Source organism: Microbacterium allomyrinae, from assembly GCF_020682705.1.
Taxonomy (GTDB): domain Bacteria; phylum Actinomycetota; class Actinomycetes; order Actinomycetales; family Microbacteriaceae; genus Microbacterium; species Microbacterium allomyrinae.
The window spans coordinates 840009-865737 of record NZ_JAGTTN010000001.1; the positions used below are offsets into that span (position 1 = coordinate 840009).

Here is a 25729-nt window from a genome sequence, read left to right on the forward strand (position 1 = left end):
GGGTCCTCATCGGGTCGTCGTGGATCCGCCATGCCCGACGAGCCGCGCGAAGCCGCTCAGGCGCGCGACGCCCTCCGGCGTGTACGGCAGATCGTCGAGGAGCCCGGGCGAGTAGACGAGGTAGGCGGTGTGCATCGCCCGCGAGATCGCGACGTTGAGCCTGTTGCGCAGCAGCAGGAACTCCAGCCCGCGCGGCGCCTCGCGCCCCGAGGACGCCGCGAGCGAGACGATCGCGACCGCGGCCTCTTTGCCCTGGAACTTGTCGACGGTCCCCACCGGAACATCGGGGAACCCCGCCGAGGCGAGCGCCTCCTCGACCGCGACCTGCTGGGCGTTGTACGGCGTCACCACGATGAGATCGGCCTGGCCGAGCGGGCGTGGCGGGATGGTGGTCGCCGCCCCCTCGGCATCGATGGCGATACCCGCCCATGCGCGGCCGACGAGATCCCCGACGATCCGCGCCACCTCGGCCGCCTCTTCGAGGGACTGCGTGGCGTTGCCGTGGTGGCGGAGCGCGATCGGCACGAGTCCGGGCTCGATGCCCTCCAGCCTGCGCAACGCGGTCGACGGGTGGGCGGCGAGTTCGCCGCGGTACGACAGCGTCGAGACGGGCGCGGCGACCTCGGGACGCATACGGCGGGTCTGGGCGAGGAAGTAGCCGTATTCGTGCGGGATGACATCGGCGCCGTCCATGACCCAGCCGAGCGCCGAGGTGTCGACCGGCGCCGGGTGCGTGCCCTGGCTCACCTGCGGCAACTGCTGCGGGTCGCCCAGCAGCAACAGGCGGGGCGCCACCAGGGAGACCGCGATGGTCGAGGCCAGCGAGAACTGGCCCGCCTCGTCGACGACGAGCAGGTCGAGACTGCCCCGGGGAATGCGGCCCTCATGGCTGAAGTCCCACGCGGTGCCGCCGACGACGAAGCCGGACGCCTCGTGCTCGGCGGCGAATGCGGCGACGCCGTTCTTCGGCAGAACCGTGAACGCGTGCTCCGCCGTGGGATCCTTGGGCGCCTTGCCGACCTGCACCGGCGGAACGCCGGCCTCGATGACGCGATCCAGAAGCTGCTCGACGGTCGCGTGGCCCTGCGCGACGACGCCGACCCTGTAGCCCTGCTCACGCACGAGTCGGGCGATCACGTGCGACCCGACGTAGGTCTTGCCTGTTCCGGGCGGCCCCTGCACGGCGAGGTAGCTGCGGTCGAGGTTCGACACGGCGCGGGTGATCGCATCGACGATGTCGCCGGTTACCTCGGGCAGCGCGCCGGAGAGCGTGCGGGGGGCACGACGGCCGAGGATGTCGGTGGCGGGATCTGCGGGCAGCTCCGGCGATGCGGCGATGACGGCATCTGCCCACGCATCGATCGCGGACTGCTGGTTGCCGGCGCCCGGGGGCGCGGCGGGGGTGAGCGCCACGGGCAGCTCGGCCCACGTGTGGCCGTCCACCGCGGTCTCTTCCACGACGGCGCCGTCATCGAGCACCTCGACGACCTTGACGCCGCGATACGAGTGGATCCAGCGCGGCGACGCGTCGAACGGATACGGCGCGGGCAGCTCGTACAGGGCGAACGGGTTCGCGCCCTCGCTGACCCGTGTGCCGGGTGCGAGTTCGCCGCGCAGCTCGACGATGCGGCGCTCGCCGCCGCGCCCGCTCTCGGCGTAGTGCCAGTCCTCCCTGACGCGGCTGCGCACGGGATCGATCGCGACGACGTCGCGCGTCTGCTCCCACAGCGACACGGGCTCGCGCAGGCGCAGGAAGTGCGTCGCCCAGAAGGACTTCGCCTCGCGCGGGTAGTAGTCGATCGCGGCGGCACCCAGGTGCAGCGATCGTGCGACAGGCGAATCGACCGGATGCTGCAGCGCGAGCGCATCGAGGACGGTGGCGCGAGCGGAGGGCTCGTAGGCCTTCTCGTCGGGCTCGGGGTTCGGCGACGGTCGCAGCCCCGCCTCGCGCGCCCGATCGACCAGCCAATCGCGCAGCCGCCGCGTCGAGACGCAGTCGTAGCGGTTGTAGTCGGCGAGGTCGTCGAGGATCTCCCGCCCGCCGGACTCGTCGCCGTCGGCCAGCAGCGCTCGGGCCTCGACGTAGCGGACGATGGAGTCGTCGCCCTTCTGCACATCGCTCGTGCGCACCTCGGCGCCCATGTAGAGCGGTTCGAGCTTCTTGATCGAGTACGACCGCGATCCCACTCGCAGCGCGCGGCGCACGACCGGATACAGGTCGACGAAGACCCCGTCGCGCAGCAGGCGATCGACGTCGGCCTCGCGCACGCCGTGGCGCGCCGCCATCGCCAGCAGGTGCGTCGGCTCATACGGCGCGTAATGGTAGATGTGCATGTCGGGGTGCTGCTGTCGTCGCAGGTGGACGATGTCGAGGAACGTCTCGAGCGCGCGCTTCTCGTCGGCGAACGAGTGGGCCCACAGCGCCGTGTACTGCTCGCGGACGTCGACCCAGCCGAACAGGTAGTCGATGCCCCATTGCGCGGGCTCGGCCTCGCGCCCCGCCGACAACGGCTCGGTGTGCAGCGGATCGCCCTCGAAGTCGAAGAAGAGATCGCCGTGGTCCGGCCGGGGCAGGGCGCCGAGCGCCTGGGGCGCCACGACCTCGTAGACGGGGACCGGCGGGAGCGCGGGTGATAGCCGGTCGTCGCGCTCCGCCGCTTCGACCGACGGCGACGATGCCCCGGACGGAGGCGAGGCGACGGCCGACGGATACAGCGGTGGCGTGCCGGCGGGGCTCTCGAGCTGCAGGCGCGCCTGCGTCCGCAGCGAGGCGAACACCTCGGGGTTCATGCCCACCGGCGCTGTCAGCGTCACCGCGAGAGCGTCGATCGTGTCGACCTCCGCCGCGCGCAGCCGCTCCCGCTGCACGGGTCGCATGCCTGCGACCAGAAGCAGATCGCGGGACGCCACGACCTCGGCATCGCACGTCGCGCATCGCCCACACGCCACGACGCCCAGTTCGCCCCGGGGGTCGCCCCACGCGATCGGCTCGCCCGCGGCGCCTCGATCGAGGCGACGGTCGGCGATGAGCTCTGCGAGCCGCTCGCGGCGCAGTTCGAACACCGGGAGCAGATCGTCGACCTCGTGCACGCTGACGCTGCCGTCGCCGAGGAGGAGTTCGACCCGGTCGGAGCGGGCGACACCCAGTCGATCGAGCTGCGCCACGTACGCGGCGAGCTGCATCAGAGCGGTCACGCGCGCGTGCCTGGCAAGCTTCGTGTCCTGCACGATCCACGGACGCATGCGTCGATCGGGTTCGGCGACCGGCGAGACGGCTGTCGTCCTCCCGTCGGCCGCGGGCACCGAGTCGGGCGAAGGGTCGCGTACGAGGAAGTCGGCGAAGCCGACGAAGTCCGACGTGGCGAAGGCGGCCTGGTAGACGACGTCGGCATCGGAGGCCAGTGCCGCATTCGTCGCGGCGACCGCAGCGGCCAGGCCCGCAGCATCCGACGATCTCGTCTCGGGGATCAGGGCCACCCCCGCGCCGAACCGCTCGACGTAGTCGGCCAGCACGCGACGCTCGTGGACCGTGCCGAGCCGGCCGGCGCGCTCGAGCGTCAGGTCTTCCGGCTCTTCGACCGCGGCCACTCGCCCCAGCCTCGCGTCGATCCCTCGCAGCCACGCGAACTCGCACTCGGCGGCGGCTTTGAGGTCGCTCGCGCTCCAGACGATCCGGCCCTCGTCTTCGATGTATCGCATGCATCCCTTCCCGCCCTCGACCATAGCCGCGGCGGCGGACACCCCTTCTCATCCGGGCGAAGGTGAGGCTCGCAGACCACGAGAGGCGGGATGCCGGGGCCACCTGCCAGACTGGAGCCCATGAGCCTGCCCTTCGAGAGCGCGTACCGGCATGGCTTCGCCCGCGTCGCCGCGTGCACGATCCCGGTCGCCATCGCCGACCCGTCGGCGAACGCTCACGCGGTCCTGGCGACCGCCCGCGAATGCGATGCCGACGCGGTCGCGGTCGCCGTCTTCCCGGAGCTGTGCCTGACCGGGTACTCGATCGACGATCTCGTGCTGCAGGACGCCGTGCTCGACGGCGTCGAGCGTGCGATCGAGGCGCTGGTGGCAGCATCCGTCGATCTCTTCCCGATGCTCGTCGTGGGCGCGCCGCTGCGTCACCGCAACCGCCTCTACAACTGTGCCGTGGTGATCCACCGCGGCGAGCTGCTCGGCGTCGCGCCCAAGTCGTATCTGCCGACATACCGAGAGTTCTACGAGCGCCGCTGGTACGCGCCCGGCGATGACCAGGCCGGGCAGGACATCCGCGTCGGCGCGCTCGAGGCGCCCTTCGGGCCCGACCTGCTGTTCGAGGCGCTCGACGTTCCGGGACTCGTGGTGCACGCCGAGATCTGCGAGGACGTGTGGGTGCCGATCCCGCCTTCGTCGCACGCGGCGCTCGCGGGTGCCACGGTGCTGCTGAACCTCAGCGGCAGCCCGATCACGATCGCGCGCGCCGAGGACCGCAAGGATCTCGTGCAGTCGCAATCCCTGCGGTGCCTCGCCGCGTACGCATATGCCGCCGCCGGCATGGGCGAGTCGACCAACGATCTGTCGTGGGACGGGCAGACGATGATCTACGAGGGCGGGACCCTCCTCGTCGAGACCGAGCGATTCCCGGACGGGCCCCGGCGCTCGGTCGCTGACGTCGATCTGGACCGCCTGCGCCAGGATCGTCTGCGCCAGGGCACGTTCGACGACAATCGTCGGGCCACCGCGTCGGATGCCGCGTTTCGCACCGTGCACTTCGAGCTCGATCCCCCGCAGACCGACGTGGGCCTGCGCCGCACCCTCGACCGGTTCCCGTTCGTGCCCGACGATCCCGCGCGCCTCGCGCAGGACTGCTATGAGGCCTTCAACATCCAGGTCTCGGGGCTCGTGCAGCGCATGAGCGCGATCGGCGGGCCGAAGCCCGTCATCGGCGTGAGCGGCGGACTGGACTCCACGCACGCGCTGCTGGTCGTGGCGCGCGCCATGGACCGCATGGGGCGTCCGCGCAGTGACATCCTCGCGTACACGATGCCCGGATTCGCCACGAGCGAGCACACCAAGTCCAATGCCATCGCCCTCGCGGAGTCGGTGGGCGCATCGATCGAGACGATCGACATCCGCCCGCTCGCGACTGAGATGCTCGAACGTCTCGGGCATCCGTTCGCCGACGGCGAGCCCGTTCACGACATCACCTTCGAGAACGTGCAGGCGGGGCTTCGCACCGACTACCTCTTCCGCCTCGCGAACCACCACGGCGGCATGGTGATCGGCACGTCGGACCTGTCCGAGCTCGCGCTGGGCTGGGCGACCTACGGCGTCGGCGACCATATGAGCCATTACGCCGTCAACGCCGGCGTGCCCAAGACCCTCATCCAGCACGTGATCCGCTGGGTGATCTCGCACCGCGAAGGCGTGGACGAGCGGGAGATCGCCGTGCTGCAGTCGGTGCTCGACACCGAGATCAGCCCCGAACTCGTGCCCGCCGGCCAGGACGGCAGGATGCAGTCCACCGAGGACCGCATCGGCCCGTACGCGCTCCACGACTTCGCGCTGTTCCACGTGCTGCGCTACGGGTTCCGCCCGTCGAAGATCGCATATCTCGCCTCCCAGGCCTGGGGAGATGCGGATGCCGGAGCCTGGCCTCCCGGCTTCCCCGACGAGGACCGCTACGCCTACGATCTGCCCGCCGTCGCGAAGTGGCTGCAGGTGTTCCTGCAGCGCTACTTCGCGTTCGCGCAGTTCAAGCGATCCGCGATCCCGAACGGGCCGAAGGTGTCACCGGCGGGCTCGCTCTCGCCGCGCGGCGATTGGCGGGCGCCGTCGGACGGCAACGCAACGGCATGGCTCGCGGAGCTGCACGCGGCACTGCCCGACCTCGTCGACCCGGCTCGCTGAGACTCTCACCCCACCGGAGGCCGCGGCCCGCGGCATCCGCTCACGTGCCCGTCCGTACGGATCAGGACGCGGGCTTGCCGTAGGCGAGCGTGATGATCCAGCCGTCGCGCGACAGATCGGCGAGCTGGTACTGCGCGTGCCGGTCGGGGATCCAGCCGCGCGTGAGCGGGCTGTCCAGACGCACGTGATCTGCCGCGACGCGTGCCCCCCGTCCGTCGGCGTCACGGACGGCCTGCACCCGGGTCCAGTGGGCGAGGAGCCTTCCGAGGTCGTTCTCATCCGGAAGATGCGAGTGCCGCTTCATGATGTGGAGCTCGGCGTCGTCGGGGTGCGCGTCGCGCAGATCGAGCCCGAGCGGCATCTCGTGGTCCGCGACGGCGACCACCGTCGCCGCGCGGAAATTCACGTTGCGGATCTTCAGCGGCACGTCCTGACCGGCGACCTCCGCGATGAGCTGCGTGTGGAAGCCGAAGGTTCGAGGAGCCTCGCGCTCGACGCGCACGTCGCGGGTCTCGACGCCGAGCCGTTCGGCGATGATCTCTTTCGCCAGCGCGCGCTTGCGGTCGTGCTCCGCGACCTTGGGGTCCCACCCGAGCCGGGCGGTGATCCCCGTCGGGGTGTCCAGCAGCACCGATTGCATGATCCACCTCTTCCCGCGGCGGAGGCCGCACCTCCATCCTGGCGGGCGGCCCGCCGGTCGGGAAGTCCGCCACGCCCAGACCCGCGCTCGTGTGCTGAGACCGAGGGATGCGCCCAGCTGACGGGATGCGCCGAGACGGCGACGGATGCCGCGGCCAGGGCGCTCATCTCGGCGGTTCCCTTATTCCGGTACGGCACCGGCCGCCCGTCACAGCCCTGCGGGACACCGCCGCCCCGTGGCGGACCGCCGGTGGGAGGATGAGGGCATGGTCAAGCGCGCGACGGTGGTGGGCAGCGGGCCGAACGGACTCGCCGCCGCGGTGTCGCTCGCCCGCGCCGGGTACGAGGTACGAGTGCTCGAGGCCGCGCGCTCCGTCGGAGGGGGCGTGCGCACCGCCGACCTGACGCTCCCCGGCTTCCACCACGACGTGTGCTCGGCGGTGCATCCGGCGGCCCTGTCGTCGCCGTTCTTCCGCGCGTTCGGCATTCGCGATCGCATCGAGTGGCTGCATCCGCGCGCGTCGTACGCCCAGCCCCTCGACGGCGGCCGTGCCGGGATCGCGTGGCGCGACCTCGAACGCACCGCCCTCGGACTAGGCCGCGACGCAGGGGCGTGGCGGGCCGTGATGAGGCCGCTGAGCTCCCATCTGGGCGGCGTCGTCGATTTCACCGGATCTCAGCTGCTGCGGTGGCCGCGGCATCCGATCACGACCGCGCGCTTCGGGCTGCGGAGCCTGCAGCTGGGCTCACGGCTCGGACGCGGGACGTTCGCGACGGAGGAGGCGAACGCGCTGCTGGCCGGTGTGCTCGCCCACGCGAACACGCGCCTGCCGTCGGTCGGCGCCGCCGCATCGGGGCTGTTCCTCGCCGCGCACGGGCACTCCGCCGACGGCTGGGCCTTCCCGCGGGGCGGTGCCCAGCGCATCGCCGACGCCCTGGTCGACGACCTGCGCGCCCACGGTGGCAGCGTCGAGACGGAGCAACTCGTCACCACACTCGCCGACCTCGACTGGGGCGACCCGGATGCCGGAGATCTGCTGCTGCTCGACACCACGCCGCGTCTGCTGCTGACGCACCCCGGACTGCCCGCGCGGTACGCCTCCGCCGTGCTCGGCTACCGGTACGGCCAGGCCGCGGCGAAGGTGGACTTCGCGCTCGACGGGCCCGTTCCCTGGGCGCACCCCGACGTCGCACTCGCTCCGACCGTGCATCTCGGCGGTACGCGGGAAGAGATCGAGGCGAGCGAGAACGCCGTGGCACGCGGCACGCTGGCCGAGCACCCGTACGTGCTCTCGGTACAGCCGACGGTGCTCGACGACACGCGCGCGCCCGCGGGCAAGCACGTGCTGTGGGCCTACATCCACGTCCCCGCGAACTCCACGTTCGATCCGACGGAGGCGGTGACCCGGCAGGTCGAGCGCTTCGCGCCAGGCTTCCGCGCGCGCATCCTCGCGACCCGAGCCATGACCGCCGCCGATCGCGCACGGTACAACCCTGCCGACATCGGCGGCGACATCCTGGGCGGAGCGTTCACGTTCACACAGGCCTTCCGGCGCCCCGTGATCTCGCGCACGCCCTGGCGAACGCCGCTGCGCGGGGTGTACCTCGCATCGGCGGCGACGCCGCCCGGCCCGGGCGTCACCGGCATGCCCGGCTGGTACGCCGCGCGTCAGGCCCTGCGCGACGGCGCCGAGCGCGTAGGTCTCGAGGATCTGTTCCCCGGAGGCTGACATGGTCCCCCTGCAGAACTCCACGGATCCGGAGCGTCAGCCGGCTGTGGCGGGTGCGGCTGCGAGGTTTGCGGCGGTTTCCGTGGAGTTCTGCACCCGGCGACGGGCGGACGGCGACTGAGCCATGGACGGCTTCGCGGCAGTCGACTTCGAGTTCGCGCGACAGGTGCTGCAGCGAGGCATCGCGGGCCTCTTCGTCGTCGCGTTCCTCTCGACGCTGAACCAGTTCCGTCCGCTCCTCGGCGAGCACGGCCTGCTCCCCGCACCCGAGCTGATCGAATGGGCTCGCGCCCGCGCCTCCGCAGGCTCAGGGACCGGGCGCACGCGAGCACGCCGCCTGCTCCACCCCACGCTCTTCCTCGCCGTCCGCTACACCGATCGACGACTCGTGGACCTGTGCGTCGCAGGCATCGTGCTCGCGGCGGCCCTGGTGTGCGGCATCCCGCAGCTGGGTCCGCCGTGGGTGCCGATGCTGTGCTTCCTCGGCCTGTGGCTCGGATACATGTCGATCACGAGCATCGGCCAGACCTTCTACGGGTTCGGATGGGAGATGCTGCTGCTCGAGGCGGGCTTCCTCGCGGCGTTCCTCGGCTCTGATTCGCAGCCGCCGTCGACCGTCGTGATCGTGCTGTTCTGGTGGCTCGTGTTCCGCCTCGAGTTCGGTGCCGGCATGATCAAGATCCGCGGCGGGCGGGAGTGGCGCGACCTCACGGCGCTCATGTATCACCACGAGACCCAGCCGATGCCCGGCCCGCTCAGCCGTCAGGCGCACCTGCTGCCTCGATGGATCCATCGAGGCGAAGTGCTCGGCAACCACTTCGCGCAGCTCGTGGTGCCGTGGTTCCTGTTCGCTCCCCTCCTCGGACTCTTCGTGCCCGGGCCGATCCCCGCGATCGTCGGAGCGGTCGCTGCGGCGATCGTGATCGCCACCCAGCTGTGGCTCGTGCTGACGGGGAACTTCGCGTGGCTCAACTGGATGACCGTCGTGCTCGCGTTCTCGGCGATCGGTCTGCCCGGGATCGGGTCGCCGGCCACGGCGCCCCCGCAGCATCCGGGCGGAATCGTCGACGGGATCCCGCTGCCCTGGCTCGTCGTCACATCGGCCCTCGCCGCGCTCTACGTCGTGCTGAGCTGGTGGCCGCTGCAGAACCTCTTCGCGCACCGGCAGCTGATGAACGCGAGCTTCAACCGCTGGCAGCTGGCCAACGCGTACGGCGCGTTCGGCACGGTCACGAAGGAGCGGATCGAGATCGTCGTCGAGGGGACGACCGATCCGGATCCGGATGCGGCGACCTGGCACGAATACGAGTTCAAGGGAAAGCCGGGCGAGGTGCACCGCGTGCCCCGGCAGTTCGCTCCGTACCACCTGCGGCTCGACTGGCTGATGTGGTTCCTGCCGCTCGGCCGGTCGCTCGACGACTGGTTCACGGTGTTCCTCGTGAGACTTCTCGAAGCGGATCCCGCGACCCTGCGCCTGCTCGCACGCGATCCGTTCGCGGGCGAGCGCCCGCGATGGGTGCGAGCGGTGTCGTACCGCTACCGCTTCGCCACCCGTGAGGAGTTCCGCGCCGAACGGGCACGCTGGGTGCGCGATCGCCGGCGCCCCGTGATGGGTCCGGTCTCGCTCCGCCGGTGATCCGGGGGTCCCGCGCCGCCGCCCGGCCTCCGAGCAGGTGTTCGTTTGCCGCATGTTGTCGCGTCACACGCCGGAAGCGGCGATCTGGGGCAACTCCAGCGGAAGCGCACGGAGGAAATCAGGGCATGCGAGGCTCGGCGCCATCGGGCACCTCGTGATTCTTGCGCCGCACCGTCAGGTCGACGATCGACACGATGAACGCGAGCGCGAGGAACAGCCCGACCGCCATCATCCCGAACGCGAACGCGTCGTGGTAGACCACGAGGGTGTCGCTGTCGGCCCCGGATTCGCGGTAGATCGTCGCGTAGAACAGCGACAGCGCGACCGCGGTGCCCACGGCGGCGCCGATGCGCTGACCGAGCTGGCCGACGGAGCCGGCGAGACCCCCCTGTTTGACGGGGATGTCGGCGAGGGTGAGCGTCTGGTTCGGCGCGATCACGAGCCCGCCGCCGGCACCGGCGACGGTCATGATCGCCGCCATGACGTACGGCGTCCACGCTGGATCCGTGTACAGCGCCGCGAGCACGAGGCCCCCGACGCTCGCGAGGATGGCGACGAGCCCCCAGACGACGATGATGCGGCCGTGGCTGCTGACGAGGTTGCCGCCGATCCACGAGGTCACGGCGCTGGCCAGCGCGAACCCGATCGAGGTCATTCCGGCGTACACCGGGGCGAGGCCGAGACCGATCTGCAGGTACAGCGTCGACACGAGGAACATCGCCGGGACCGCGGTGAAGTATGCCGTCTGCAGCAGCGTGCCGTTGCGGTACGACGAGATGCGGAAGAGCTTCAGCGGGATGAGGGGGCTGCGCCCGCGAGCCGCGTAGCGCCGCTCCCAGGCGATGAACGCCGAGACGAAGAGCGCGAAGGCGACCAGCAGCCACCACCGCGCGGGGTTGTCGGTGGGCGCTCCCGTCGTGAAGAGGAACGGCCACATCAGCGAGATCACACTGGCGCCGAACAGCAGGATGCCGACCGGGTCCAGCTGCACCGGACGACGCGATCGCGTACGCGTGTCGGGAAGCAGCCACAGCGTGAAGACGATCGCGGCGAGGCAGAGCGGCACGTTCATCCAGAAGATGAGCCGCCACCCATCGGTCGGGCCGCCGAGCGCGATGAGCAGTCCGCCCAGGGTGGGGCCGAAGGCCGTCGCCACCCCGATCGTCGCGCCGAACAGCCCGAACGCCCGGCCCCGCTCTTTTCCCTGGAACAGCTCCTGCGCCATGCCGAGCACCTGCGGCATCTGGATGCCGGCCGCCACGCCCTGCAGCAGACGCCCGATCAGCAGCACGGTCGCGGTCGGCGCCAGCGCGCACAGGATGCTCGTGAGCGTGTAAAGCGACAGTCCGACGACGAACAGCGTGCGGCGCGAACGCTGGTCGCCCAGGCGCCCCATCGGCACGAGCACGAGTCCGAAGGTGAGCACGAAACCCGACACGATCAGCTGCAGCTCGGTCGATCCGGCGTCCAGCACCTCGCCGATCGACGGGAGCGCGACATTGACCTTCGTCATGTCGAGGATCGTGATCGCGGCGACCGAGACGCACACCCAGAACGCCTGCCAGCGCGCTCGCGACGAGAGCGGGATCGCGGCGGTGACCGGATGCGCCGCCCCGCTCCCCACGGGCACGCTCGCGGTCTGTTGGGGCCTGGATTCGGAGCGGGACATCATCTTCAGGCTAGCGCGGGCTTCCGACTCCGGGGGGCACAGCACGAACTGCGCAGCGCTCCGGCGCCGAGAAGTGGCCGATGGCCTGGGAGAATGGTGGGGTGAGACTTCTCGTCGCCGCCCTCGAGGCCGAACTCGTCGCCTTTCCTGCGGAGCTTCCCGGCTTCGACCGACTCGTCACGGGTCCGGGCAAGCTGCAGGCGACGTACGCCCTGACGCGAGCTCTCGATGCGCGCGCGTACGACGAGATCGTCGTGGTCGGCACTGCGGGCGCGATCGATCCCGCACTCGAGGCGTCGCTCTACGAGATCGACGCGGTGATCCAGCACGATGTGACCGACATCGACGGGATCGTCGGCCAGCACGTCTCGCTGCCGACGCGGATCGAGCTCGGGCGCAGCGGTGTGACGATCGCGACCGGCGATCATTTCGTGGACGACGCCGCCGCGGTCGAGGTGATCCGGCAGCTGGGCGGCGGCCTGGTCGACATGGAGACCTATGCGTACGTGTGGGTCGCCGAGCGCTTCGGTGTTCCCATCCGGGTGATCAAGGCCGTGTCGGACCGCGCCCAGGATGATGCCATCACCGACTGGCGCGCGGCGGTCACCGCGTGCAGCCATCAGCTGCGCGAGCGGATCCAGGCTGAGTACGGCGTCTGATCCGGTCGGGAGGCCCGCTACGCGGGTGCGATGGCGTCCTGACGGATCCGGCTCGGCCCGTGCGGGCTCGCCTCGACGCTGAGCTGCGCCGGAAGCTGCTCTCTCATCGCCGCCACATGACTGATGACTCCGACCGTGCGTCCCCCTTGGCGCAGTTCGTCGAGCGTGCGCATGGCGAGCTCGAGGGTCTCGTCGTCGAGAGACCCGAAGCCTTCGTCGACGAACAGAGTGTCGAGCCGCACTCCCCCGGCGCGTGCGGTCACGACTTCGGCGAGTCCGAGCGCGAGCGCGAGCGACGCGAGGAACGTCTCGCCGCCTGACAGCGACTGCGCCGGACGCGCCTGCCCGGTGTAGGCGTCGAGGATCTCGAGCCCGAGTCCGGATGCCGCCCCCCGCGCCGCGCGGGCATCGGAGTGCTGCAGGCGGTAGCGTCCGGACGACATGTCGCCGAGTCGGAGGTTGGCGGCGGCGACGATCTCTTCGAGCTCGGCGGCCAGCACGAAGGTCTCGAGGTCCATCTTCATGGTGTTCGGCGCCCGGCCGGCGACGGTGTCGGCGAGACGGGCGATGGCCGCCGCGTCGGCGGCGCGGTCGGCTGCTCCCGCATAGGCCGCATCGATCTGCACGGCGAGATCGCGCAGCCCGATCGCCAGGTGATCGGCGTCGCGCTCGGCCCCGAACGCGAGCGTCCGCGCAGCGTCGGCCGCGTCGAGCGCGGCCTGCGACGCGGCGAGGTCGATGGGCACGTCGGCGGTGCCGGCGAGTTCGAGCTCGAGTTCGAGCACACGACCGCGTGCAGCCACCACGTGGGCGTCGTGGGCCGCGATGCGCTCCGCGAGGGTATCGGCGACCGCGGGGTCGATCACGGCGCGCTCGGCCGACGCCACGTCGTCGAAGATCGAGTCGGCGATGCGCGCGTCCCGGTCCGCGCAGGCGGCGAGACGGACCTGCTCGTCGCGTGCGGCCTGCGCGCGCGACGATCCCGCCGAGCGCGCCACGTCGCGGAGCGATCCGGCCGATGCGACCCGGTCGGCGACGCGGGGGTGCTCGCCGCGCGCGCGGTCGATGACCGCGCGCATGCCCTCGACCGTCGACATCAGCGCGGCGACGCTCGTCCGCTGCTCGCCCAGGCCTTCGACGAGCACGGCGCGCGCGGCCTCGGCCTCACCATCGAGCGCGGTGAGCGCACTCCGCTCAGCGATGAGGGCGTCTCGCCGCGCAGCCGCGTTCTCCGCCGCCGACAGTTCTGACGAGGCGGCGTTCAGCTGTTCCTCGAGCGAGGCGGGCTGCTCGCCGCCGGCTCGGGCGGCAGCTTCGGAGTGACGCTCCCGCGCGGCCCGGGCGATGTCGGCCGCGCGACGCTCGGCCGCCGTCGCGGCATCGCGCTCGGATTCGGCCGCGGCCAGAATCTCGTCGGTCACCGGATCGTCCGCCGGTGCCGCGGGATGCGGGTGCTCCACCGAGCCGCACACCGCGCACCGTTCCCCGTCGGCGAGGGTCGCCGCGAGCTCTCCCGCGTACCCGTCGAGTCGTCGCTGGAGAAGGCTCGCGACGGTGCGGCCCGCCACGGCGGCAGAGGTGGCCGCGTCACGATGGTCGACCTCGGCGTCGCGCAGGCTCGTGGCCAACGCGAGGGTCTCGCGTGCCGCGGCGAGGCGCTCGGCGATCGCGTCGCGCCGGGATCGGGCGGGGTCGAGGTGGGCGGCTGCTTCACGCGCACGGTCGATATCGGCGCCGAGCTGCGTGAGTCGTGCGGGCACCTCGGCCCGTTGCGCATCGAGCGCGTCGATGTCGCGCTCGATGTCGGCGACACGCCCGGCGCCGGCCCGCAGCTCGCTCTCGCGTGCGGGCAACTCGGCCTCTTGCGCTGCGGCCGCGACCCACACCGCGAGCTCGCCGGTGAGGGTCTCGACGAGCTCGTCGAGGTCGGTGGCGGCATCCACGCCGGCCCGCTCGGCGGCATCCCGCCATGCTGCTTCTGCGTCGTCTGCTGCGGCACGGGATGCCGCGGCCGATCGCTGCGCACGGCGCGCGGTCTCGAGCGGCGCGCGCAGCGTCTCGGCCGATCGTCCGCGCGTGAGCGTTGCGCGGTCATCGGAGACGCTCGCAGCCGCTTCGTCGAGCGCGGTCAGGCGCTCCCGCGCGCGGAGGAGCTCGGACTGCCCCTTCGCCAGCGCTACCCGCGCGGCGTGCTCGTCGTCGGCCGCCGCACGGGCGGCGTCGGCGCGATCGCGTTCGTGCCTCAGCGTCTCGAGTCGATATGCGGCCCGCTTCTCGCCGAGCTCGACGGCGGCGCGTCGTGCGCCGAGATCGGTCGGGGCATCGCCCTCGTCGGCCAGGTCGTTCGCCGCGATGAGGCGCTCCGCCTGCTCGAGGAGGGTTCGTGCCCGCTCGCCGACCGCGTCGAGCTCACGCTGCGCCGCTTTGCCGCGCTCGCCGAGGTCGCGCGCGTACTCCTCGTAGCGCCGGGTGCCGAACAACGCCCGCAGCAGCGCCTGCCGTTCGGTGCCCGACGAGAGGAGGAACCGCGAGAATTTGTTCTGGGCGAGCAGGATGACCTGCTGGAACTGCTGGGCGTTCAACCCCAGCACCTCATCGAGCAGCAGTCCCACGTCGCGCGGCTTGGCCGCACGGCCGACCCAGGCATCGTCTACCCGCTCTTCCAGCTCGGCGCGCGTCGGCTCGGTCGTGAGCCCGCCGCCGCGGCGCGCGGGTCGCTGATACTCCGGTGCGCGCGTCACGCGCCAGCGCCGGTCGCCCACGGTGAACTCCAGGCGCACCTCGGTCGGCTCGTCGGGCGCGCAATGGTCGCTGCGCAGTCGCTTGTCGCCGGTCTCGTACCGCGGCACCGATCCATAGAGCGCGAAGCAGACGCCGTCGAGGATGCTCGATTTGCCGGCGCCGGTGCGGCCCGAGATCAAGAAGATCCCGTCGCGTGCGAACGCGTCGAAATCGACGCTCTGACGCTCGAGGAAGGGTCCGAACCCGGTCAGCTCGAGCTGGTGCAGCCTCATGCGGTGGCCTCTGCACGGGTGCGCTGGCCGAGCATCTCGGCGATCAATTCGTACTCGCGGGTCGTCGCGCCTTCGCCGTCGCGCACGTGGAGGAGGAACGCATCCACGAGCTCGGCGTCGTTACGAGCCGCCCGCACGCGCTCAGCGTACGTGCGGGAATCGTCGACGCGCGCCGCGACGGGGATGTGCGCCACCGCGGCGCAGTACGGGAAGCGCTCGAGCAGACGGCGCATCGGGTCGCGCTGCGGCAGCGGATCGGTGTACTCGGCGTTGATCCAGTCGCCTTCGTGCGGGGCGTGGCGCGCATCTGCGAGCAGATCTTCCAGCGTGCCGGTGAGGGTCGTGAGTGCGCGCGGCACCGGGAGCGGCAGCCACCGGACCGCGGCCTGCGCAGCTTGGTCGCCGGCGTCCGATTCGTCTGCCCCGGGCAACTGCGCACCCAGCCCGTCGGGCCCGAGGTCCACGAGCCACGACCCGCGCGGCTTGAACCGCTCACCGAAGCTGTAGTGCAGCGGTGCACCCGAGTAGCGCACGCGCGGGCTCGGTTGCTGCTGCCCGTGGATGTGCCCGAGAGCCATGTAGTCCACGCCGTCGAAGGTCGACAGCGCAACGATGTCGAGGCCGCCCTGCTGGATGTCCCGCTCGAGCTGCGGCGTCGGCTCGACGCCTGCCGCGAAGCAGTGCGCGATCGCGACCGAGCGGCCGCCGCGGACGGCGAGATCGGCGCGCACGAGATCCATCGCCCGCTCGAGCACGTCGGCCTGCGACCGCACGCCCGGCCAGACGTGCCGCATGAGCACGGGCTCGAGGAACGGGATCCCGTAGAAATGGACGGGACCGTCGTCGTCCGACACGGTCACCGGAGCACCGATCGATGCGGGATCCGTGAGCACATGCACGCCGTCGCGGAGCAGTGCCGACTGAAACCCGAGCCGTGCAGCGGAGTCGTGGTTGCCGCTCGTGACGATCACCGTCGCGCCGGTGTCGGAGAGGCCGCGCAGCACGTCGGAGAGGAGGGTGTACGCCCCCGCCGCCGGGGCGGCGGAGTCGAAGACGTCGCCGGCGACGACCACCACGTCGACGCCCTGCTCGCGCACCTGCTCGACGAGCGCCTCGAGCACGCCCCGCAGCGCCTCGAGCGTCGAGTGCCCGTGGAAGGACCGGCCGATGTGCCAGTCCGAGGTGTGCAGGATCCGCATGCTGACACCGTACGTTCGCCCGCCGACATCTCGATCGAGGCGAGCCGGGCAGGCGCGAACCGCCTGCCTGCGCATTCTCTGCGAACGCCGCCCGGACGAACTCGGCCGATTCAGACCGCGCCGTCGCCTCCCGCTCCTGCGGCCGCGCGTATGCGGCGACTCGGCGAGGTGTCGCGCGCGCACCCGGTCCGCGGGCATATCGTGGAATATGGCGCCCACCCCAGACTCCGCCCCGCGATCCACGGTCGTCGCGCTCGTCGGGGCGGGCAGTGACGAGCTGCTGACCGGTCTCGCCGATGTCCCGGCGCTCATCGCGCTGTCACTGCGCGAAGCGGATCCGTCGGTCGCGACGCACCTGGTGACCTCGGCATCCGCTCCCTACGTGATCCACGATGCCGACCCGCTCGAGCACGTCGCCGCGGCGTGGGTCGAGCTCTACGAGGAGCGGGCCACGCTCGGATCGCTCGAGATCGAGGTCGAGACGCTCCTCGGATTCTTCGCCTCGGGCGAGGTCGTGATGCCCGACTACTACGTCGTCGCCGGACCCGAGGCGATCGAGGGGACGTGGCGGCACTGGTGGCTCGGGGCGCTCGCCCTTCGCGCGCCCTCACGCGTGCTCCCGGTCGAGGCGTCCGGCCCCGCCCTGCGCTCGCGCCTGCGGTCGCTGCCGACGTCGCGTCCCTGGCCCGATCCTGCGACGTGGCTGCCGCACGTCCAGTTCGACATCCCCGACCGCGTCGGCCTGCGCGATCAGCCCGGCGCGGCCTGATCGTGGCGCCGGATCGCGAAGAGTTCACCTCCCTCGGGGCGACGCTGATCGCTGAACGCCGCGGCCGAGCGCCGGCCGCCTTCGTGCTGATCCACGGGATCGGGATGGGACGCACGGTCTTCGGGGATCTCATCCGCCATCTCGGCGACGGCGAGGTCGTCGCCGTCGACCTGCCCGGGTACGGCGAGGCTCCCGAGCCGCCCCGGGTGCTCACCATGGAGCGGAGCGCAGATCTCGTGGCCGCCTACCTCCGCGACAGAGTGGCGACACCGGCGGTGCTGATCGGGCATTCGATGGGCGCTCAGGTCGTCGCAGAGGTCGCGGCGCGGCATCCCGACACCGTCGCCGCCGTCGTGCTGATCGGCCCCACCGTCGACCCCGCCGCGCGAACGGCGCCTCAGCAGCTGTGGCGGCTGCTGTGCGACATCGCGGTCGAGAGTCCGCGCGTGATCGCCCTGGGCGCCCGTGAATACATACGCGCGGGGCCGCATCTGCGCACGAAGTTCCGCGCGATGCTCGTCCACGAGCCGGAGAAGACGTTCCCGCGCGTCCGGGCGCCCGCTCTGGTGCTGCGAGGAGAGAAGGATCTGGTGGCGCCGCGTCGCTGGTGCCGAGCGGTGGCGTCATCGCTCCCGCAGGGGCGGCTGGAAGAGGTTCCCGGCTACGGTCACGAGACGATGATCCGGGATGCCGCGCCGGCCGCCCGCCTGATACGCGCGTTCGCCGCATCGCTCTGATCCGCATCGCTCTGATCCGGGGCGTTCGGTCCGCGTCCGGCGGGCCGCGGACTGCCTCGCTGCGACGGAATCCTGCCAACCAGCTCCGCCCCGGCAATGTCGGAACCCCCGCGTACGTTTTCGCCGTCGGAACCAACGGAGGAAACCATGCTCTCGCTCGTCACCGCCGCCGAACACCAGTACCGTCACGAGGCTCGCACGCGCGATCGCGAACACGCTCTGCGTGCGTCGATCCGCGAGCACCACGAGTATCGTGCGACAGCGACCGCGGTCGCACAGCCCCGCACGGCCGTCGCGGTCGCCTCGCGCCCTCCGCGCGCCGTCTGGGCGCGACCGATCGGGGCGCATGCGAACCCGGACGCCACGCAGGTCGGCTGCGCCATCGCGTGAAGCGACGCCACCCCGCCCCGATCGGGCGAGGTGGCGTCGATCCACGCCTACACGGGATCCGCGGCGTCACCGACCGAGACCTGGCGGGCCAGCTCCTGGATGTCGTCGTCGGGCAGGTCGACACCGGACTGCTCGAGCCGCTGACGCAGCACGTCCGCGATCCTCTCGAGCGACTCTGTACCGACGTCGCTGCGCGTCTGCGCGACGATTCCGGTGACCTTCTCCACGTCGGACGCGTTGTTCTGCGCCATGGCGGGCAGCCGCTGCTCCTGCTCCGTGCCGAGCGCGCCCGGAGTCCGCTGGGCTTCGCCGGCCGTCGATGTGTCGCGGCCGTCGTCCTGCCCGTGGTGATCCGTTCCCTCGTCGGGCACGCCGATACCGACCGCGGTGTGGCTCGGTTCCGGCGGAGCGGCTCCCTCACGGGTCGGCTCCCCCTCGGCCGGGGTGCGCGTCGCACCATCTGCGTCTTCACGGTCGGGGTAGTTGATCCCGGGCTGCTCGTACTCGTTGCCCGTCGTGCTCCGGGTGCTCTCGTTGCCGGCAGTGCTCATCAGGGCTCCTCTCCTCGGTCGGCGTCTCCCACGAGGTCGGGGTCGGTTCCGCGACGTGCGGCCTCGCCCTCTACAGGATCGTCGGGTGCCAATGCGGAATCGGTCAGCAGGTCCTCGGCGTCGGCGGCCTGTGCAGCCGACGAACGCTCGCCGGCTTCTTTGTCGCCCACCTCGTCCCACCCACCGGGCGGGTCGGCGTCGATGACGCCTTCGGGCAGATCACGGTCCATGACACGCTCCTCTCGTCTCACTCCACCCTCGCGTGGAGCACCCCCCGGCGACATGGGGTTGACAAGAGGGGTCAGGGACGCTCGACGCCCTCGGGGTCGACGGCCCGCGCTCCTGCGGCGGGTGCGGTGCCTGCCGCAGCAGCGCGATCGCGCACGACGGCATCGCCGATCATCTGGCCGCCGCTGCGCGTGAGCGCCCGCCGCCACGGCAGCGTGCCCTCGATCTCGATCTGGATGGACATCGACAGCAGCGTCCGGATGAGGACGATCAGACCGAGGATCGCAGCATCCTCCAGCGACGGCTTCGACGTGATCGTGCGGATGAGGTCGGCGGCGACGAGCACTTCGAGGCCGAGCAGGATGGCTGCACCGAGGGTCGTGCGCAATGTGGTGAACGCCGCCGCTCCGCCTTCGCCGCGCGAGAGGGATCGGACACCGAGGACCACGGCGATGGCGAAGCCGACGATCATCGCCAGCGCGCCGACGGCCTCGAATGCGACGGCGACCGCGGTGAAGACCTCTTCCATGTGCACGCGGCCAGCTTAGGACCGCGGTGCGCGCACGCGGCTCAGGCCGATCGGCGCTGGTTCAGGATGCCGCCACGCGCGGGATTCGCGGCGAACCAGTCGGCGACGTACCAGCACACCGGGCTGACCTTGCGATCGCCGGCGGCCTCGAGTTCGCCGACGGCGCGCTCGACCAGTTCGCCGGCGTATCCGTGGCCGCGGAACGTGGGGATCGTGTAGGCGCGCGTCATGGCCACGGTGCGTCCGTCGTCGCGATAATCCAGAACGCTCACCAGGTCGTCGCCCCGGTGCAGCGTGTAGCGCGAGGCATCCGGCTCATGCGAGAAGCGAAGCTCAGTCACCCGCACAGGCTACGCCCGCTCTCGCCCCCTCGGACCAGGGAGCCGGGATGTCGCAGCGATCACTCGGCGACATCCCGGTTCACGTTCAGGACGAAGGCCCGGTCGGTCTCCTCGGGCGTGACGCCGGTGCGTGCAAGCCGCGAGTACCACCGACCGCTGTCCTTCACGGTCCGCTCCAGTGTGTCGAAGTCGACCCGTACGATGCCGAACCGCTTGGCGTAGCCGTAGCCCCACTCGAAGTTGTCGAGCAGCGACCAGACGAAGTAGCCGCGCAGGTCGACGCCCTGCCCGATCGCACGGTGCGCCGCGGTGAAGTGGCGGCGCAGGTAGTCGAGGCGCTCGGGGTCGGGCACCGACCCGTCTTCGGCGACGACGTCGTCGAACGCGGCACCGTTCTCGGTCACCATGAGCGGCTGATCGGGGAACTGGTCCTTCAGCGAGACGAGCAGCTCTTCCAGGCCTTCGGGCGCGATGTTCCAGCCCATGGTCGTATAAGGCCCGGGCTGCTGGACGAACTCGACGAGCTGGTCGCTGCCGGGCCATGCCGTCCCGCCTGCGGCACCCTTGTGGCCGTCGTTGGTCTGCTTCGGCGAGACGCCGTCCCACAGCTGCACCGTCGCGGTGGAGTAGTAGTTGACGCCCAGCACATCGATCGGCTGGTTGATCGCCGCGAGGTCGCCGTCGCGCACGAACGACCAGTCGGTGACCGACGCGGTGTCCGCCAGCAGATCCGCCGGGTACGAGCCTTTCAACAGCGGGTGCGTGAAGGCCCGGTTCGCCAGGGCGTCGATACGGCGCACGGCCTCGGCCGCGCCGTCGCCGACGCCTCGCAGCACGTGGAAGTTCAGCGTGATCGAGTAGTCGGGGTCACCGGTCGAGGTCGCGCGCAGCGCCTGGACGGCGCGGCCGTGCGCGAGGTTGAGGTGGTGCACGGCGGCGAGCGCGGCGGCCGGCTCATGCCGTCCCGGTGCGTGCCCGCCCTGCCCGTAGCCGAGATAGGCCGAGCACCACGGCTCGTTCAAGGTCGTCCAGGTGTGCACGCGGTCGCCGAGGGCCGCGCCCATCACTTCGGCGTATCGTTCGAACGCGTCGGTCGTGGCGCGCACGGGCCAGCCCCCGGCATCCTCCAGCGCCTGCGGAAGGTCCCAGTGATAGAGCGTCGCGACAGGACGGATGCCGCGCTCGAGCAGGCCGTCGACCAGACGCGAGTAGAAGTCGATGCCGGCCTGATTCACCTCGCCGGTGCCGGTCGGCATGATCCGCGGCCACGCGATCGAGAACCGGTACGCGCCGAGGCCGAGCTCCTTCATGAGGTCGAGGTCGGAGTCGAGCCGGTGGTAGTGGTCGCACGCCACGTCGCCCGTGTCGCCGTTCCACACTTTGCCGGGCGTCTTGCTGAACGTGTCCCAGATCGACGGGCCGCGGCCGGCCTCGTCGAACGCGCCCTCCACCTGATAGGACGCGGTGGCCGAGCCGAACGTGAAGCCCGGCGGGAATACGAGACCCGAGTCGCGGTAGTCGGGCGAGCCCTGCACAGGGGTGGAAGTGGTCACGGATGTCATCGTGTCACCTGCGCGAGGTCGGCGGTGAAGTCCTGGGATCGGCCGTCGGGCGCGGTCACCGTGATGGTGCGTGAACCTCTCCCGCCGGGAAAGACCCTCAGCTCGAGCCCGTCGAGATAGTCGTAGTCGGGCCGGTCGGTTCGCGCGCCCCACGGCAGCACCGTGCCCGGGCGGACGTACAGCGGGAGGCTGTCGAAACCGTGGGTCTCGCGGCGCCATGCTCCCCCCGAGACGGTCTCGCCGGTGAGCAGATTCGTCCACTCGCCGTCGGGCAGGTAGAAGTCGACCTCACCGGCGGCGGAGAACACGGGAGCGACCAGGATGTCTCCGCCGAGCATGTACTGCCGGTCGAGGTGGAGCACGGCGGGGTCGTCGGGGAATTCGAGCAGCATGGGCCGCAGCACCGGCACACCCGTCGCCGCGGCATCCACTCCCGCCTGGAACAGGTAGGGCATCAGGCGCATCTTGAGGTGGGTGAAGCGCCGGGTGACCTCGACGGCCTCGTCGTCGAACGCCCACGGCACGCGGTACGAGCCCGAGCCGTGGAAGCGGCTGTGGCTGCCGAGCAGGCCGAACGCCGTCCAGCGCTTGTAGACGGCGGCATCCGGCGTCCCCTCGAAACCGCCGATGTCGTGACTCCAATGCGCGAAGCCGCTGTAGGCGAGCGACAGCCCGCCGCGCAGGGTCTCGGCCATCGAGGCGAAGGTCGAGGTCGAGTCGCCGCCCCAGTGCACCGGCATCGTCTGGCCGCCCGCGGTCGCCGACCGCGCGAACAGCACCGCGTCGCCCGCGCCGCGCGCCTCGACCAGCACCGCGTGCACGGCTTCGTTGTACAGCTGCGCGTAGAGGTTGTGCATGCGCTGGGGATCAGCGCCGTCCGCCCACTCGACGTCGACGGGTATCCGCTCGCCGAAGTCGGTCTTGAAGCAGTCCACGCCCTGATCGATGAGACGGCGCAGGTGCGCCTGGTACCACGCGGTCGCGTCGGGGTTCGTGAAATCGACCAGGCCCATGCCCGCCTGCCAGAGATCCCATTGCCACACCGAGCCGTCCGGTCGCTTCACGAGGAAGCCCTGCTCAGCGGCCTCCGCGAACAGCGGCGAGCGCTGCCCGATGTACGGGTTGATCCACACGCAGACGCGAAGGTCCTTCTCGTGCAGACGCGCGAGCATGCCCTCGGGATCGGGGAACGTGCGGGGATCCCACTCGAAGTCGCACCAGTTGAACTCGCGCATCCAGAAGCAGTCGAAGTGGAACACCGACACCGGCAGCTCACGCGCGGCCATCTCATCGATGAACGACGTCACGGTGGCCTCGTCGTAGTCCGTCGTGAACGACGTCGACAGCCACAGTCCGTACGACCACGCCGGCACGACGGGCGGACGCCCGGTGAGCGCGGTGTAGCGCGACAGCACGTCCTTCGGCGTCGGACCGTCGATCACGAAATACTCGAGCACCTCGCCCGGCACGGAGAACTGCACCCGTTCGACGGCCTCGGAGCCGATCTCGAACGACACGTGTCCGGGGTCGTTGACCAGCACGCCGTAGCCGCGATCGGTCAGGTAGAAGGGGACGCTCTTGTAGGCCTGCTCGCTCGAGGTGCCGCCGTCGGCGTTCCAGATCTCGACGCTCTGGCCGTTCTTCACGACCGGTCCGAACCTCTCGCCCAGGCCGTAGACGAGCTCGCCCACGCCCAGGTCGAGCTGCTCGTGGACGAAGACGCGCTCGACGGGTGCCGGCGCTCCGGTGCGGGCGTTGTCGACGATGCCGGTGTCGACCTGCGCATCGGCGGCGAGTCGCAGGTACCCCTGCGACTTGAGCCCGCTCGACGTCAGCACGCGGCCCTCGCGCTCGAACGACAGCGACCACGGCTGGCCTGCGGCGACGCGTGCAGTGAGGCCGCCGGTGGTCAGCACCCCGCCGTCGGCGGTGACGGATGCCTCGCCGGCCCCGCCTTCGACGGCACCGGGCAGACCGAACCCGCCGTGCCACGCTCCGCCGACGTGGTGCGCGATGCGCACGCGCACCACGCCCGCCAGCGGCGACGACAGGGTCACGGTGAGCACCGGGCGGTTGAGCGTGTCGCCGCGCTTGGCGATGACGGTCGTCGGCGCAGTGATCACGAGCCCCGGGCCGTCGGGGGTCGCGTCCGTCTCCCAGACGTCGTACGCCTCTTGCGCGTAAAGCGCGGTGACTCCGGGCCGGAGCTGCCAGAACCCGTCGGTGAACTTCATTACTTGACTGCTCCTGCCGTGATGCCGCGTGTGAGGGTGCGCTGGAAGATGAGGAAGAAGAGGAGGGTGGGGATGAGGCCGAGCAGTGCCGAGGCGCTCGTCGTCGTGACATCCATGAGCCGGTCGCCCTGCAGCACGCTGATCGCGACGGGCACGGTCTGGTTGGCGTTGGACACCAGGAACGTGAGTGGGATGAGGAACTCGTTCCACGTCCAGATGAAGAAGAAGATGAGCAGCACCGACAGGGTCGGGCGGCTGATCGGGAAGATCACGCGCCAGAGGATCTGCCATCGGCTCGCGCCGTCGATCGACGCCGCCTCGAGGACCTCCTTGGGGAAGGTGCCGTACACCGAGGAGAGCAGGTAGGTGCCGAAGGCCGCCTGGATGACCGTGAAGATGATGATGACCGACCACACGTTGTTGTACAGGCCGATGCCTTTGAACATGTAGTAGAGCGGATACAGCAGCGCCTCCTGCGGCAGCAGGTTCGCCAGCAGGAACAGAAGCACGATCCACGAGCGGCCCTTGACGCGGCCGATGCCGATCGCGAAGGCGTTGAGCACCGAGATGAGGACGGCGAGCACGGCGACCATCCCCGAGATGAAGACCGAGTTCCACACCTTCTCGGGAAAGTTCACGCGCTCCCAGAACGCCGAGATGCCCTCGGTGTAGAAGCTCGTCGGAAGCGCCAGCGGACCGCCGTTGGAGTACTCCGCCGGCGACTTGAACGAGTTGACGAGGATCAGGTAGAACGGCGCGATGATGACGAGGGCGGCGACGATCGCGAACAGCAGCAGGAGCCAGTCGACCGGCTTCTTCTTGGTCAGGCCGCCGCGGGGCTTCGGCGCGCGGGCCGTCCTGCGCTTCTCCGCCTTCGCTTCGACGGGGATCACGGGGAGCGTCGAGACCATCACAGGCCCGCCCTTTCCTTGCGCTCCGCGGCGTTCTGCGCGCGGATGAACAGCACCGAGACGATCGCGATCACGATCGTGAGGGCGGTCGCGATGGTCGCGCCGTAGCCGACCTGCTGCGCCTGGAAGAACTCGGTGTAGGCGTAGTACGCCGGGACGATCGTGGAGGTGCCGGGGCCACCGCGCGTGAGCACGTAGACCGGTCCGAAGACCTTGAGCGCGGCGATCGTGCACGTCAGGGTGACGACGTAGATCTCGGGGCGGATGATGCTCACCGTGATGGCGCGGAAGCGCTGGAACCAGTTGGCGCCGTCGAGCTCGGCGGCTTCGTAGAGTTCAGGATCGACGCGCTGCAGTGCCGCCATGAAGACGACCACCGGGTAGCCGATCTGGATCCACACCAGCACGACCATGAGACTGGGAAGAGCGGTGGCCGGATCGCCGAGCCAGTTGTGGGCGAGGCCGCCGAGCCCGATGTTCGTGAGGATCTCATTGAGAGCGCCGTCCTGCGGGCGCAGGATCCAGCCGATCACGACGCCGGCGATCGCTGCGGGCAGGATCTGCGGCAGGTAGTAGGTCGCCCGCAGGAAGCTCGCGGACTTTCCGCCGAACTTGCGTCCGACGAGGTCGAACAGCAGCGCGGCGAGGATCAGGCCGATGAGCGTCGGCACGATGACCATGGCCACGATCATCCAGATGCTGTTCGCGAACGACGTCCAGAACTTCGCGTCGCCGAACAGCTCGATCCAGTTCTCGAGGCCGATGAACTCCGGCGGCTTGATGCCGCGCCACGAGGTGAAGCTCAGGTAGATGTTCCAGCCCAGCGGCACGAGCACGACGAGGGTGAGCAGCACGAAGCCCGGAAGCAGATACAGCCAGTACGAGCCTCGGCCGCCCCGGCCGCGCTGCGGGATCAGCGGCTCCTCCGCGGGAAGCCGGGTGCGCGGGGCTCTGGCCTTGCGCACGAAGGGAACGGCGGTCATGTCCTTCTCCTGAGGGGTGAAGCGAGCGTGGATGCCGCAGCAGCGGCCGTCTCGTCGGACGT

20 protein-coding genes are annotated in these 25729 nt (G+C 70.7%); 7 read left to right on the plus strand and 13 right to left on the minus strand.

Features of this window, described 5'->3' with window-relative positions; translation table 11 throughout:
* Window positions 1-6 precede the first annotated feature (6 nt).
* The gene (locus KEC57_RS04050; protein WP_229383237.1) at window positions 7-3699 is read right to left on the minus strand and encodes a TM0106 family RecB-like putative nuclease; all 3693 of its coding nucleotides are present in this window, start codon (window positions 3697-3699) and stop codon (window positions 7-9) included.
* A 120-nt stretch (window positions 3700-3819) separates the two neighbouring features.
* Here KEC57_RS04050 and KEC57_RS04055 point away from each other — a divergent pair, with 120 nt between their 5' ends.
* Window positions 3820-5886, plus strand: coding sequence for an NAD(+) synthase (locus KEC57_RS04055; RefSeq protein ID WP_229383238.1), 2067 nt, complete (start codon window positions 3820-3822; stop codon window positions 5884-5886).
* Between the two features lie 61 nt (window positions 5887-5947).
* On the opposite strand, the gene KEC57_RS04060 is transcribed toward KEC57_RS04055, so the two are convergent.
* A complete protein-coding gene (locus KEC57_RS04060) occupies window positions 5948-6526 on the minus strand; it encodes a hypothetical protein (protein WP_229383239.1) in 579 nt (192 codons plus the stop codon).
* 265 nt (window positions 6527-6791) lie between these two features.
* Between KEC57_RS04060 and KEC57_RS04065 the strand changes: the two genes are divergently transcribed.
* Both KEC57_RS04065 and KEC57_RS04070 read left to right on the plus strand, forming a co-directional pair.
* Window positions 6792-8255 carry a phytoene desaturase family protein gene (locus KEC57_RS04065; RefSeq protein WP_229383240.1) on the plus strand — a complete coding sequence of 488 codons (1464 nt, stop codon included), beginning with the start codon at window positions 6792-6794 and terminating at the stop codon, window positions 8253-8255.
* A 124-nt stretch (window positions 8256-8379) separates the two neighbouring features.
* The gene (locus KEC57_RS04070) at window positions 8380-9891 is read left to right on the plus strand and encodes a lipase maturation factor family protein (protein ID WP_229383241.1); all 1512 of its coding nucleotides are present in this window, start codon (window positions 8380-8382) and stop codon (window positions 9889-9891) included.
* 118 nt (window positions 9892-10009) lie between these two features.
* On the opposite strand, the gene KEC57_RS04075 is transcribed toward KEC57_RS04070, so the two are convergent.
* Window positions 10010-11560 carry an MFS transporter gene (locus tag KEC57_RS04075; protein ID WP_443676943.1) on the minus strand — a complete coding sequence of 517 codons (1551 nt, stop codon included), beginning with the start codon at window positions 11558-11560 and terminating at the stop codon, window positions 10010-10012.
* A 101-nt stretch (window positions 11561-11661) separates the two neighbouring features.
* Between KEC57_RS04075 and KEC57_RS04080 the strand changes: the two genes are divergently transcribed.
* On the plus strand, window positions 11662-12219 hold the full coding sequence (locus KEC57_RS04080) for a nucleosidase (protein ID WP_229383242.1): 558 nt from the start codon (window positions 11662-11664) through the stop codon (window positions 12217-12219).
* A 17-nt stretch (window positions 12220-12236) separates the two neighbouring features.
* Here the strand turns inward: KEC57_RS04080 and KEC57_RS04085 are convergent, their stop codons facing one another.
* Both KEC57_RS04085 and KEC57_RS04090 read right to left on the minus strand, forming a co-directional pair.
* A complete protein-coding gene (locus KEC57_RS04085; protein WP_229383243.1) occupies window positions 12237-15233 on the minus strand; it encodes an AAA family ATPase in 2997 nt (998 codons plus the stop codon).
* Window positions 15230-16432, minus strand: coding sequence for an exonuclease SbcCD subunit D (locus KEC57_RS04090; RefSeq protein ID WP_229383244.1), 1203 nt, complete (start codon window positions 16430-16432; stop codon window positions 15230-15232). Before KEC57_RS04090 ends, KEC57_RS04085 begins: the two co-directional genes overlap by 4 nt.
* Window positions 16433-16640: 208 nt before the next feature.
* Between KEC57_RS04090 and KEC57_RS04095 the strand changes: the two genes are divergently transcribed.
* The 3 genes from KEC57_RS04095 to KEC57_RS04105 all read left to right on the plus strand — a co-directional run bounded on the left by KEC57_RS04095 (window position 16641) and on the right by KEC57_RS04105 (window position 18328).
* Entirely contained in the window at window positions 16641-17201 is a 561-nt protein-coding gene (locus tag KEC57_RS04095) for a hypothetical protein (RefSeq protein ID WP_229383245.1), read from the plus strand.
* A 2-nt stretch (window positions 17202-17203) separates the two neighbouring features.
* Window positions 17204-17938 carry an alpha/beta fold hydrolase gene (locus tag KEC57_RS04100; RefSeq protein ID WP_229383246.1) on the plus strand — a complete coding sequence of 245 codons (735 nt, stop codon included), beginning with the start codon at window positions 17204-17206 and terminating at the stop codon, window positions 17936-17938.
* 147 nt (window positions 17939-18085) lie between these two features.
* On the plus strand, window positions 18086-18328 hold the full coding sequence (locus tag KEC57_RS04105) for a hypothetical protein (RefSeq protein ID WP_229383247.1): 243 nt from the start codon (window positions 18086-18088) through the stop codon (window positions 18326-18328).
* Window positions 18329-18375: 47 nt separating this feature from the next.
* On the opposite strand, the gene KEC57_RS04110 is transcribed toward KEC57_RS04105, so the two are convergent.
* The 8 genes from KEC57_RS04110 to KEC57_RS04145 all read right to left on the minus strand — a co-directional run bounded on the left by KEC57_RS04110 (window position 18376) and on the right by KEC57_RS04145 (window position 25667).
* Window positions 18376-18879 (minus strand): hypothetical protein, encoded by a 504-nt coding sequence (locus KEC57_RS04110; RefSeq protein ID WP_229383248.1) that lies wholly within the window; start codon window positions 18877-18879, stop codon window positions 18376-18378.
* Window positions 18879-19109, minus strand: coding sequence for a hypothetical protein (locus tag KEC57_RS04115; RefSeq protein WP_229383249.1), 231 nt, complete (start codon window positions 19107-19109; stop codon window positions 18879-18881). The genes KEC57_RS04110 and KEC57_RS04115 overlap by 1 nt, the downstream gene beginning before the upstream one ends.
* A 71-nt stretch (window positions 19110-19180) precedes the next feature.
* On the minus strand, window positions 19181-19636 hold the full coding sequence (locus KEC57_RS04120) for a DUF1622 domain-containing protein (RefSeq protein ID WP_229383693.1): 456 nt from the start codon (window positions 19634-19636) through the stop codon (window positions 19181-19183).
* A gap of 41 nt (window positions 19637-19677) precedes the next feature.
* Window positions 19678-19977, minus strand: coding sequence for a GNAT family N-acetyltransferase (locus KEC57_RS04125; protein WP_229383250.1), 300 nt, complete (start codon window positions 19975-19977; stop codon window positions 19678-19680).
* 59 nt (window positions 19978-20036) lie between these two features.
* Window positions 20037-21539 carry a glycoside hydrolase family 1 protein gene (locus KEC57_RS04130; protein WP_229383251.1) on the minus strand — a complete coding sequence of 501 codons (1503 nt, stop codon included), beginning with the start codon at window positions 21537-21539 and terminating at the stop codon, window positions 20037-20039.
* Entirely contained in the window at window positions 21536-23773 is a 2238-nt protein-coding gene (yicI, locus tag KEC57_RS04135; protein WP_229383252.1) for an alpha-xylosidase, read from the minus strand. Before yicI ends, KEC57_RS04130 begins: the two co-directional genes overlap by 4 nt.
* On the minus strand, window positions 23773-24684 hold the full coding sequence (locus KEC57_RS04140; protein ID WP_229383253.1) for a carbohydrate ABC transporter permease: 912 nt from the start codon (window positions 24682-24684) through the stop codon (window positions 23773-23775). Before KEC57_RS04140 ends, yicI begins: the two co-directional genes overlap by 1 nt.
* The gene (locus tag KEC57_RS04145) at window positions 24684-25667 is read right to left on the minus strand and encodes a carbohydrate ABC transporter permease (RefSeq protein WP_229383254.1); all 984 of its coding nucleotides are present in this window, start codon (window positions 25665-25667) and stop codon (window positions 24684-24686) included. Before KEC57_RS04145 ends, KEC57_RS04140 begins: the two co-directional genes overlap by 1 nt.
* Window positions 25668-25729: the final 62 nt, after the last annotated feature.